Source organism: Paenibacillus oenotherae (genome assembly GCF_019443105.1).
GTDB lineage: Bacteria > Bacillota > Bacilli > Paenibacillales > Paenibacillaceae > Paenibacillus_Z > Paenibacillus_Z oenotherae.
This window is the reverse complement of the sequence record NZ_JAHZIJ010000021.1, coordinates 37,013-48,867: the sequence shown is the minus strand read 5'-3', so window position 1 is coordinate 48,867 and position 11,855 is coordinate 37,013. Positions and strand designations below refer to the sequence as shown.

Sequence of the window (11,855 nt, the reverse complement as noted above, 5' to 3'; positions counted from 1 at the left end):
TCGGTCCAAAGAGACATATACGGCGGAAATACCTGCACTTTGGCAGGCATTCCATCTTCAGCAGACCGATTATGGAAGAAAGCCTGCCTTTTCGCAGGCATTATCGTTGAGATGCTCGTTGGCATACTGGTTGGCATGTTCGTTGGCATGCCAGTTTGGCGTGCTCGTTGACATATTCGATTACATGCCAGGTTGGTGTGCTCGTTGACATGCTCATAGACATGTTCGTCGGCGTGCTCGTTGACATTCTCGTTGGTGTGCTCGTCGGCATATTCGATTACATGCCAGATTGGCGTGCTCGCCTACATGCTTGCTGGCGCGCTAGTCGCCATGTTCATTGGCATGCTCTTTGGCATGCTAGTCGCCATGTTCTCATTGGCGTGCTCGCCTACATGCTCGCTGGCGCGCTAGTCGCCATGTTCATTGGCATGCTAGTCGCCATGTTCTCATTGGCGTGCTCGCCTACATGCTTGCTGGCGCGCTAGTCGCCATGCTCATTGGCATGCTCGTCGGCATGTTCGATTACATGCCAGTTGGCGTGCTTGCTGGCACGCCTGTGCTCGTCGGTATGCTCGCCGTTCAGGCGCACTCTCTCCCCTCGAAGGGTGGCCTCAGAGGGGGTGATTTTCACCAACCTGCACTTCTGCAGGTTGCCCGACGGCTCGCCGTCACGCCACAGAAAAAAGGACATTGAAGCCGCCCGCTAGGCGTCTCAATGTCCTTTTAATTTTAAAGCTTATACGATGCAGCCTTAAGCCTGCTGGTACTTCTCAACGATCTCTGCATAGGACAGCAGGGATGTGTTCGGATAGATCAAATCGGCCTTGGCCAGCGATTCCGCTGATCCTACTCCCACTGCGAACATGCCCGCGCCTTTGATGGAATCCACGCCTGCCGCTGCATCTTCCACACCGATACATGCAGATGCTTCAACGCCCAGCAGACGAGCAGCTGTCAGGAAGATTTCCGGATCAGGCTTGCCCTTTGCTATTGTCGCTGCATCAACAATGACATCGAACTCGTCCTTCAGGCCGAGCGAAGTCATAACGGTGAATGCGTTCTTGCTGACAGAAGCCAGACCCAGCTTCAAGCCCTGAGCACGGATCTCCGCAAGAAGCGGCTCAATGCCCGGCAAAATATCTGCTGGCGTAATGTTCTGAATTAGCGTGCAGTAATGGTCATTCTTCTTCTCAGCCAGACTGTTCTTCTGCTCTTGCGTGAAGTCATTCTGTCTGCCCCCGAGCACCAGAATTTTCTCCAGGGAATCCATCCGGGAGACACCCTTCAGCTCTTCATTAAACTCCCGGGTAAAGGGAATGTTCAAATCCTCGCCGAGCGCTTTCCACGCCAGATAGTGATATTCCGCGGATTCTGTGATGACTCCATCCAGATCGAAGATAAACGCCTGTAGTGGTTTGCTCATCGTGCCACCTCTGCAGTCTGCTTCACATCAACCGAAACTTCACCGTTCGCTGGCAGCGTGTAGCTGTCGTTGTAGAGGCCAATAGTCAGCTCTGGTCCCTCTTGCGAGATCGTAACCTTCTTCTTGTCTACTTCGATCTTCAGGTAATGCTCGCGGTAAACGATCTTGAAGCTGTAACGCTCCCAAGCCTGCGGGATAAACGGTGCAAAGGAGAGCGACTCGTCCGCAGTTCTCATACCCGCGAAGCCCTGTACAATCGCCAGCCACGAACCTGTCATCGATGTGATATGCAGACCGTCTTCGGTATCATTGTTATAGTTGTCGAGATCAAGACGCGCCGTACGGTGGTACATCTCGAACGCTTTCTCTTCCATGCCAAGCTCCGCCGCGAGGATGGAGTGGATACATGGGGAGAGCGAGGATTCGTGAACCGTCATCGGCTCATAGAAGTCGAAGTTGCGGCGCTTCTCCTCAATTGTAAATTCATCGTTGAAGAAATAAATCCCTTGCAGTACATCGGCTTGCTTGATGAAGCAGCTGCGCAAAATTTTATCCCATGACCACTTCTGATTCAACGGACGATCTTCCGGCTTCAGCTTATCTACCGTCTTCAGATCCTTGTCAAGGAACGTGTCATGCTGTACGAATACGTTCAGCTCTTCGCTGAAAGGATAGTACATTTTGTCTACAATTTGCTGCCACTTGGCTGTTTCTTCATCGGTAATATGAAGTCCCGCAACACGTCCGCCATGGCCGCTTGCTTTCAACTGCTCAACAACCTTCAGCGTGTATTTCAGCGTCCAGGCAGCCATTTTGTTAGTGTACCAGTTGTTGTTCACATTGTTCTCGTATTCGTTCGGACCTGTAACGCCATGCATCATGTACTGGTCCTTCTTCTCATGGTAATGCACACGATCCGCCCAGAAACGGGAGATGCCCGTCAGCACGTCGATCCCGTACTCGTGGAGGTAATCCTGATCGCCTGTGTAGTTCACATAATTGTAGACGGCATAAGCAATTGCCCCGTTACGGTGAATTTCTTCAAAGGTAATCTCCCACTCGTTGTGGCATTCTACGCCAGTGAAGGTAACCATCGGATAGAGCGCGCCCTGCAGCCCTTGCTGGCCTGCGTTGTGGTATGCGCCTTCCAATTGCGTATGACGGTAAACTGCAAGATTGCGAGCCACTTCAGGCTTGGCTGTGGACAGGTAGAGCGGAATCGCGTAAGCCTCTGTATCCCAGTAGGTTGCTCCGCCGTATTTCTCGCCTGTAAAGCCTTTAGGCCCGATGTTCAGACGAGCGTCTTCTCCATAGTACGTACAGAAAAGCTGGAACAGATTGAAGCGGATTCCTTGCTGAGCCTCAGCATCTCCTTGAATCTCGACATCGGCGATTTCCCAGCGCTGCAGCCAGCCAGCCTTGTGCTCGTCAAGCAGAGCGGCAAAGCCTTTGGATGCTGCTCTAGCCAGCACTTCCTTGCCCTTGGCAATCAGCAGGCTTGCATCATGATCGCGATCCGTTGTAACAGCGACGTATTTGTTAAGCGTAACGGCTTGGCCTTGCTCCGCTTTCACTTGAATCGTATTCTCCACATACTCTTCCTGCTGGGAGAAGGAGATATTCGCTACCGTGCCTTCTACTTCTGCTTTCATGACCGTTGCTACTTGGAAGGTCGGTGTTCCGAATGGATTGTCCTTGGTCTTCATGACCAGGCCTGCTCCATAATCCGCTGCTTCGCGGTCGATTGATACCCAGAAATCCTCATCATAGTTGGAGTCCTCGTTGCGGATATCTCCATCCAGGTAAGGGATGAAAGTAACGATGCCGCTATAGTTCTTCGCTGTAACGGTATAACGGATAACCGCCAGCTCTTTCTCGGCAAGCGAGAGGAAACGAACAGCTGTAATTTCTGTCTCCTTCTCACCTTGAATGACGGTGAATTTACGAGTCAGAACGCCATGCTGCATATCGAGCTCACGGTAAAATTCCTTCACCGTCGCGTTATAGAGATCTACCTCTTCTCCATCAATCAATACACGGACACCGATGTAGTTCGTGGAGTTAATTACTTTACCGAAATAATTAGGATAACCGTTCTTCCACCAGCCGACGCGCGTTTTGTCTGGGAACCAGACACCCGCTACATACGATCCGCGGTGAAAATCCCCGGAATAGTTCTCTTCAAAGTTGCCCCGCATGCCCATATGACCGTTACCAAGGCTCATCATACTTTCTGCCAGTCGGAATTCTTCCTTGTGAAGTTCTGTCTCAATGATCTTCCAACTGTCGACCTGGAATAACCTTTTCATGAGTTCACCCTTTTTCATTAATTTTGCGCAAACGTTTGCGCACTGATACTCTATATCTATTATAATGTTTCGTGAAGATATAGGAAATGCTTTTTTGCGCCATTGCATGACAGAATGTTGGATATTGAAAGCGCTTCGAAGTCGGCTGCCTGTATAGCAGCGGTTTTATACAACAAAGGCTGCCTCTTCAGGCAGCCTCGGGCTGATGAGAAAGTCCGGCGGACTTTCCTGAAATTGCATTTTATTGGATTGGCCTTACCCCTCTGCACTACTCGGTGCTCAGAGAGGCAAGCCTGCGTAAGAGCAGGATGTCCGGTTAAAAATACCGATAGAAAGCTAAATCCCTGCGTAAGTGCAGGAAGTGTGAGCGAAAAACCGTTGATTGGGGGAAAAACGGCGAAATGCCTGCACTTTGGCAGGCATTCGGTTCTTCAGCAAGCCGGAACGAGAGAAAGACTTCCTGATCGCAGGCATGTTCGCCGTTTACGGAATGACTTCGCCGGACGACTCTGCCGGAATTACTATCCCGCCACCTTTTGCAGATTCGATTCCGCTTCCTTAATCCGATCCTGGCTGACGCGATTGTTCTGCAATAGCGAGGCCAGCGTAGCAGATAATTGCTCCAACGTGGCGGATACTTCTTCGCTGATGGACGATAGGTTCGTAGTGGAATCAGCAATGACACGGGAGGAGCCGCTGATCCTGTTCACTAAGCCGCCGCTGTCGGCAGACAGCGTGTTAAGCTGGGACACCGCATCAGAGATGGAATCGAAGGATTGTTTCGTCTGCTCGGTAATCTGGTTGCTCTCATTCATCCGCAACGCAGCCTGGTTCATCTTCACGCGGGTGGACTCGGATTGATTAGAGAATTCATCCAGCTGCTCCGAAATTCTGACCGCTGCCTGTGAGCTCATCTCTGCAAGCTTGCGGATTTCCATCGCTACCACCGCGAAGCCCTTGCCGTGCTCCCCCGCTCTCGCCGCTTCAATGCTTGCATTCAGTGAAAGCAGATTCGTCTGGTTCGCAATATCTTTGATCGTTGAACTGAATTGGCTCGTCTCCGCCAAACGGTCGATCAGCATGGAGGTTTCCTTGGTCACGGATTCGATATCATGCTTGAAGTCTGCATTGGTCTCCGAAAGCTTGTCCATACTGCCCTTGCCCTGATCCGATAAGTACGCCGCTTCGCTGGTCTTGTTCAGCAGCACCTCAAAGGAACGGGACAATTCACTGATCAGTGTATTCATATCTTGAATGGAATCGCTTATGGATATCGTGGAATCCACCTGATCCGCTGCACCGCGGGAAATTTCCTGGAAGGCAATATTCATCTCTTCAAAGGAATTGGTGTTCTCCTCACCCGCCCTCGTAACCGTATTCAGATGCTGGGTTACTGATGAGACATTGTCAAGAACGACCTGCTTCTGGTTCTGCTGCAGCTGAGACAGCTCTTCGGCTCGTGCCCGCGCAAGCTCCATATTATCAATCATCTGCCTTGATACGACAACCAGGCTATACAAAGCAGCTGCTACCAGCACATAAATGATGAAGTAGGTCATGAGCGATTCAGAAGCCATGTTGATGCTTTCGCGCTGAACAGTGGCCATAAAGATCAATTGTCCGGCACCAGCAGCCATACCCAGTAGCAGAGGCCCCATCTTCATGAAGATGACAGACAGAACTGCCAAATACATGATCGAGTATGTATTGCTTAAATTCGGTGTCTGGATCATCGTAGCCGCTGTATTCAGTATGATGCCCAGAATGGCTATGTAACCAATATGGTGAATAAATTTTCTAGAATAGTAAAAGTAAGCGTAAACACTAGTTGTGACAAGCTGCATCCCGATGCTTAGAAGGACGTATGTACCGACAGTACCTTGAGCGACAGAGCTCAGAAACCCCAGAAACGTCATGCCAATAGCGATGTACATCGCCAGCAGCGCAACAAAATTACGCCGGGTCATATCCCGGTCCTTATCTGGTAAAAGCGAGTCCCTTTCCTTTACAGACATTCGAATCCGCCTCAATACATTCAGCATAATCTTCCCCCATTTATAATGTAGTTCTTGTTCCGACCTTTTGCTTGTCTCCGTCCGTTGTCTGTAATCGTGCTTGGAAAAAGTCGCTGTAATGTATGTATCGGTGAAAAAGCACCTCTCCTAAAGAGCAACTTAAAAATCTTTGAAGCAAACAATCGTTCATAAATAGTGATGTTTTAAATGCGAATGGGAGGGACAAGCAAGTGATCTTCAGTAGTCATGGGCAGGACTCGAATAAGCCCGCTGCTGATGCAGCGGGCTTATTCGAGCAATGGAACGAAGGCGTATAACAGGAGGCGTTTTTTTATTTCTTATGCTTCCCTGATCTGCTTGCTTCTCAGTTGTCCGCAAGCGGCGTCAATATCCGTACCGTGTTCGAGACGGATGCTGCAATTCATGCCATGCTTCTTCAATACATCATAGAAGGCACGAACGGATTCCTGCTCGCTTCTCTGATACTGGCTATGTTCATCCACAGGATTGTATGGAATCAAGTTAACGGTAGCAAGCTGCTGCCTTTCGCCAATCAGCTCCACCAGCTCTAGGGCATGCTCCTTGCGGTCATTCACGTCCTTGAGCAGAATGTACTCAAGCGTTATTCTCCGATTGGTCTTGTCCAGATAATAATCAATAGACTTCATCAGCTTGTCGATCGGAATAGCCCGGTTGATCTTCATGATCCGCGTCCTCAGCTCGTCATTCGGCGCATGCAGGGAGACCGCAAGATTCACCTGCAGATTGCTATCGGCGAATTCAACGATTTTGTCGGCAAGACCGCTCGTCGATACCGTGATATGTCTTGCGCCGATGGCGAGCCCCTTGTGATCCTTAACGACCTCCAGGAAGTCTACCATGTTAGCGAAATTATCGAACGGCTCGCCAATGCCCATCACAACGATGTGGCTAACCCTCTCCTCCTCACCCGCTGCATCCAGGTGAAGCTGGACCTTCATGATCTGCTCCACAATCTCTCCGCTGGACAGATCGCGGCTCTTCGCGAGCAGCCCGCTCGCACAGAAGCTGCACCCGATGTTGCAGCCAACCTGGGTCGTGACACATACGGACAGACCATATTTATGCCTCATGAGGACCGTTTCAATCAGATTGCCATCCTGCAGCCTGAACAGAAACTTGATCGTCCCATCCGCTGATTCCTGCCTCAAGTGCTCGTTCATCGTCCCGATAACAAAATGCTCTTCCAGCAATTGCAGGCATTCCTTGTTCACGTCCGTCATTTCGGAGAAGTCCGTGACCCGCTTCCGATACAGCCATTCCCAAACCTGCGATGCCCGGAACCTCTTATGTCCATGCTCCGATAACCATGCTGTCAACTGATCTAATGTTAATCCATAAATGGATGTCTTATTCATTCGTTAGCCTCTTTTCAGGAGCTTCATCATTCCGCCTGTCTGCTGGGCAGCAAGCCAACAAGCCCTTCATTTATTGTCCCAGAATTATAGGGCTAAAACAAGGGCCGTGTTCCCCTCTTGTTTGTCTGGGAAGCAGTGTTTCCCGGATGCGGCGAGCGCAATTGTTCGTATAGAAAAATAAAGGGTCTGTGCGCAAAGTCCAATATTGAATAAGTCAGTCCCAAATGATGTAAAGGGATGCCTTAAGAACAACTAAAAAAAGGGACTGGAAGCATCTTTTCATTGTAATATGGGGAAACTCCTTCTCCAAGTGATTTGAAGGCAGAGTGATGGAGTAAGAAGCCTGCGAATGTGCAGGAATTTCGGTTACAAGACGCCATAATGGTGAGATTCCTGCAATCATACATGAATTTGAGGAAAAATTTGCCGTTAAGAGGAAATGAAGGTGAAATACCTGCACGCTGGCAGGCATTTCACCTTCATGGGGTCAGAATCGGGAAACAACCTGCGGTTTCGCATGTTTTGCCTAGCTCGCATCTCCTCGCATCTCGCTTGTCTTGGCGTTGGAATGACGGATCATCCTCTGGCGAGGAGTACGTGGGCAGTCCCATGATCGCAGGCATTCCACATCGTACAGCTTCTTAAAATGGGAGCTGTGATTCCAAAAGGTTCGGGACAGCCCCTTCATTTTACCGTATGCAGCTGTCCCTCATTATTTGCTTCATTTTGTCGAATTTTGCAATATATTAACCTTTCAATTAGTGATGATCAGTCGCGCCATAGAACATCAAATAATTCTCCATTTGGCTGCTCCAGTAAGCATCATCATGATGACCGCCTTCGATGACATGGAATTCATAAGACTTTGTTTTTTTCATTTTTAACACCTTGTCCAGCTGCTTGGTAGCGGCTATAAAATCGTCTTGATCCCCACAATCCAAGTAGATGCTTTGCTTATTCAGCTTCTGGCTTGCCGCTAGAAGAAGAGGGTCATTATGCTTGCGGATCTCATCCGTTGGATACACGAGATTCTTCAGAGGAGCCCACATATCGCCAACGAATAATGCAGGCGCATGGCCGCCAACTTTACTGAATAGCAGCGGGTTGCTGAGGCCGATATGCAAGGCAGCGAACCCTCCCATCGAGGTGCCCCCGATATATCGGCTGTTGCGTGATTGTATCGTCTTGAAATGCGTGTCGATATAAGTGATGACATCTTTCGTTATATAATCTTCATACATGCCCTTATTCAGCACGCCGGGATCACCGGGATTGCCGCTCCCTTCTTCATATCCCAGCTCTTTGGAAGAGTTGACGCCAAAGCTGTTCTCGATTCTTGGAGCAACAATAATCATGGGCGTTATCTTCTTGCTGGCAATGAGCGCATCCGCTTGTTCCTTCATTTTGAGTGTGTCAAACCAGTGATCCTCATTAAGCTTGTAGGAATGCAGCACGTACAGTACCGGATACTTCTCCTGGGCGTCATAATTCGGCGGCAAATAGACATTGAGCTGCATCTCTTTGTGCAGACTGTCACTATAGAATGTTACTTTCATGGTGGAGGAGTGCTCATTTGCCTTTGCAGGGGTAGGGGCAGGCGCCGCCGCAAATACCGTCTGCTGGCCAAGCATCAATACGAGAACCAGAGCGCATAGCACTTTAACTAGCTTCATGATATTAATTCCCACTTTCCTCATATATAGTGAACGAACGGATACTAATTTCTCTCTACTCTCTTGAGTCACCCATAGACCGATCTGGTCCCCCTTTTAAACGTGAATCCTCCTTCCTCACCCGTCATGTCCCCCACCAGCATCCTCATTGTATCAAGGCGTCCGGCTCGCGTTGATTGCGTATCCGCAATGTAAGACTGCTAATTGACAATTTCGTATTTCGCTGTTTGCCCGCAATGGAAAAAAGCATGCCAAGAAGATGCATGCTGGTCTTTTGAGTTGACTCCGCTGCTGTACCGCTTGACTTTTCAAGTTCGATGTCATACACTCAAATAACCAAATACTTAGTTATATAATCTTTGGAGACGATCATAATGGAAACCCCTGATACTTCCCAGCTAGAGATCAGAGTTCACGAACAACTACGATCATGCAGCCCCATATTTCTCGCTTTAGCGGATCCTGTCCGTCAGGACATTATTATGATGTTGACGAAGCATGAGAAGCTGAATGTCGCCCAGATTGTGGAACGCTCGCCTATGTCCCGGTCAGCGATCTCACATCACTTGAAAATTTTACGGCAGGCGAATCTGATCTCTTCCAATAAAGTAGCGACGGAGATCTTCTACAGCTTGGAGATTGAATCCGCGGTATCACAGCTGAAGGATTTCATTGGCACGACAGAGCAAATTATCGAATTGAAGACACCCGATGAGGCTGAATAAGCCTTTTCTTTTTCAACCTTATAACTAAATAACTAATTATTCGAATGGTTAGTTATTTAAATCATATAATACCAGGAGGCATATTCATGAAGGAAACCGTTCTTATTACAGGAGCATCAAGCGGCATAGGCAAGGAGTTTGCAGAGATTTTCGCGAGCAAGCATTATCGGGTTATTCTAGCCGCGCGGAGCGAGGAGAAGCTGAGAGTGATCGCTAAGCATTTGAAGCAGCAGTATCAGACTGAAGCTGTTGTCATAGCTGTTGACCTGGCTCAAAGCCAGGGTCCCCGTCAGCTGTACGATGCCATTAAAGGAAAATCCATCGATATTGATGTGCTCATTAATAATGCAGGCATTGGCTCATACGGCTTTCTGCACGAACAAAATGTCCAGTCCGAGCTGGATATGATTCAGTTGAATGTTCATGCTCTCTCTCATCTCATGATGCTGTTTCTGCCCGATATGGTGAAGAGGAATAGCGGCCGAATTCTTAATCTGGGCTCTACGACTTCCTTCTACCCATGTCCGCTGAGCGCCAACTACTCCGCATCCAAAGCCTTTGTCCTCCATCTGACGGAGGCTGCTGCCAATGAACTAAAGGGAACAGGGGTCAGTGTTACCGCGCTTTGCCCGGGGGCCACAGGCACAGAATTTTTCCGCAATGCCAACATGGATAAGCAAAAAGTGTCCAAAACCGACGCGCTCATGGACGCCAAAAAAGTCGCCCAAATCGGATTCCAAGCACTGATGAAGCAAAAACCGTTCGTAGTACCAGGCTTCCAGAACTGGCTGCTGGCTCAGGCGCCCCGCTTCTTCCCCAGACATTTTGTAGCCAGAATTACTCGCAGTGTGCTTGAGCAAAAGCTGTGAATCACGCATTCATATTCTGTCTGAGCTCTGTCTGATCGCAGCCAGCTCATGAATCACTGTACTTCCTTATTCGGGAACCTCAACATATTGGGATACCCTCGATTTTAGAGTTTCTATCAGCTCTTCATCCATGTAATTGTAATCATCAGGGATGTCCAGACAAATCAAAGGTTTATGCAATTGTGTACTTGAGAACTTCTGTTTAAGCCGGCTTATATGCCTTTTTTCCATCACAAATATCATATCAGACCAGCCAATGTGCCCTTCAGTAACTTTAATCCTTGCACTGTCCTCCGTTCCTGCGGATCTGACCGCGTAGCCGTTGAAGCCATCGAAGATCTTCTCGGCTGTTAAACTGCGCCATCTATTACGGCTGCAAATAAAGAGTAATTTAATGTGCTGTCACCTGCTTCTTCATTTATAAAGACGGATTCCAAACGATCTGTGACTGGCTTGACCACTCGGTAGGCTGAGTGGCGACTGCGGGGTGACCACTAGCGGAGGCGCAACCAGCGGAGGCGCAACCAGCGGAGGCGCAACCAGCGGGATGAAAAACCTGCGAATGTGCATGAATTTCGGTTAAAAGGAGGCGTAATAGTAAAATTCCTGCGATAACGCATGAATTCGAGGGAAAAGTGGCCGATAAGGGGAAATGAAGGAGAAATGCCTGCACTCTGGCAGGCATTTCTCCTTCATCGGGTCGGAAACGCGAGAAAACCTGCCGTTTCGCAGGCATATCTCGCATCGCGCATGTTACTGGGAGCGCTCCCCCTCGGGGGGCAACATCTTAACTGCCAGAAGGACAATCACCGGAACGAAAGGATTGTCCTTCTTTCTTTTCATCTCTCTAGGCCTGCATCAGTCCGACGTGAATTTTGATGACCGCCTTCTTGATTCTCGCGGGCTCTCCCATACCGGGCCTGTGAATGTCGTGCGGGAAAAAGACCGCGAACATGCCCGGCTTGAGCCGGATCAGCAGCTCATCCGCCGAAGGCTCGTACAGCGCATAATCCTGCTCGCTGTCATACGGCTTAACAGCCGTGCTGTCCTCCTGCAGAGAGGACCAGCCTATCGTCTCTTCTCCTTCAATCAGGTAATGGACATCGATATACTGCTCATGCTTCTCAGCCACCTGCTCCGTCAACGACTTGACGTCGAACTCCATAATCGAAGCGTACAGCTTGTCGCCATCGAACTCGACACGCCCTTCGGCTGGATGCTGCTGAAGCAAGCTGCTCAGCTTCTCCAATGCTTCTACGATGACCCTATGTTCGAATGTAGTGTGGTCTTGCCATGATGTCATAGAACCTAGAATCATAATTCATTCCCCCAGCAATGGATTTCAAAAAAACGATGTAACCCTCGCAGGGCCCAGGCCCGCGCGCGGGTACTCCATGCGAGTAGCAAATGCGATTATTCCGTGGGATTAGCACTTGCAATTAAT

General features: G+C 49.3%; 10 protein-coding genes. 2 read left to right on the top strand and 8 right to left on the bottom strand.

The features are described from left to right. Positions 1-481: 481 nt before the first annotated feature. The 6 genes from K0T92_RS21010 to K0T92_RS20985 all read right to left on the bottom strand — a co-directional run bounded on the left by K0T92_RS21010 (position 482) and on the right by K0T92_RS20985 (position 8,817). Positions 482-691, bottom strand: coding sequence for a hypothetical protein (locus K0T92_RS21010; protein WP_219874449.1), 210 nt, complete (start codon positions 689-691; stop codon positions 482-484). A gap of 60 nt (positions 692-751) precedes the next feature. Beyond that, complete coding sequence (pgmB, locus tag K0T92_RS21005; protein WP_219874448.1) at positions 752-1,423, bottom strand: beta-phosphoglucomutase; 672 nt, start codon at positions 1,421-1,423, stop codon at positions 752-754. Beyond that, positions 1,420-3,732, bottom strand: coding sequence for a glycoside hydrolase family 65 protein (locus K0T92_RS21000; protein WP_219874447.1), 2,313 nt, complete (start codon positions 3,730-3,732; stop codon positions 1,420-1,422). The genes pgmB and K0T92_RS21000 overlap by 4 nt, the downstream gene beginning before the upstream one ends. A gap of 521 nt (positions 3,733-4,253) precedes the next feature. Further along, positions 4,254-5,774: a methyl-accepting chemotaxis protein gene (locus K0T92_RS20995; protein ID WP_219874446.1), complete on the bottom strand. Its 1,521-nt coding sequence runs from the start codon at positions 5,772-5,774 to the stop codon at positions 4,254-4,256. A gap of 311 nt (positions 5,775-6,085) precedes the next feature. After that, positions 6,086-7,144, bottom strand: coding sequence for a dual-specificity RNA methyltransferase RlmN (rlmN, locus tag K0T92_RS20990; protein WP_219874445.1), 1,059 nt, complete (start codon positions 7,142-7,144; stop codon positions 6,086-6,088). Between the two features lie 758 nt (positions 7,145-7,902). Continuing rightward, a complete protein-coding gene (locus tag K0T92_RS20985) occupies positions 7,903-8,817 on the bottom strand; it encodes an alpha/beta hydrolase (protein ID WP_219874444.1) in 915 nt (304 codons plus the stop codon). Positions 8,818-9,191: 374 nt separating this feature from the next. Between K0T92_RS20985 and K0T92_RS20980 the strand changes: the two genes are divergently transcribed. Together K0T92_RS20980 and K0T92_RS20975 are read left to right on the top strand one after the other, a co-directional pair. Further along, positions 9,192-9,542, top strand: coding sequence for an ArsR/SmtB family transcription factor (locus K0T92_RS20980; protein WP_219874443.1), 351 nt, complete (start codon positions 9,192-9,194; stop codon positions 9,540-9,542). Positions 9,543-9,628: 86 nt separating this feature from the next. Continuing rightward, the gene (locus K0T92_RS20975; protein WP_219874442.1) at positions 9,629-10,411 is read left to right on the top strand and encodes an SDR family NAD(P)-dependent oxidoreductase; all 783 of its coding nucleotides are present in this window, start codon (positions 9,629-9,631) and stop codon (positions 10,409-10,411) included. A gap of 66 nt (positions 10,412-10,477) precedes the next feature. Here the strand turns inward: K0T92_RS20975 and K0T92_RS25160 are convergent, their stop codons facing one another. Together K0T92_RS25160 and K0T92_RS20970 are read right to left on the bottom strand one after the other, a co-directional pair. Further along, positions 10,478-10,807 (bottom strand): low molecular weight protein tyrosine phosphatase family protein, encoded by a 330-nt coding sequence (locus K0T92_RS25160; protein WP_343223764.1) that lies wholly within the window; start codon positions 10,805-10,807, stop codon positions 10,478-10,480. A 451-nt stretch (positions 10,808-11,258) separates the two neighbouring features. Then, complete coding sequence (locus tag K0T92_RS20970; RefSeq protein ID WP_219874441.1) at positions 11,259-11,729, bottom strand: NanQ anomerase/TabA/YiaL family protein; 471 nt, start codon at positions 11,727-11,729, stop codon at positions 11,259-11,261. Positions 11,730-11,855 lie beyond the last annotated feature (126 nt).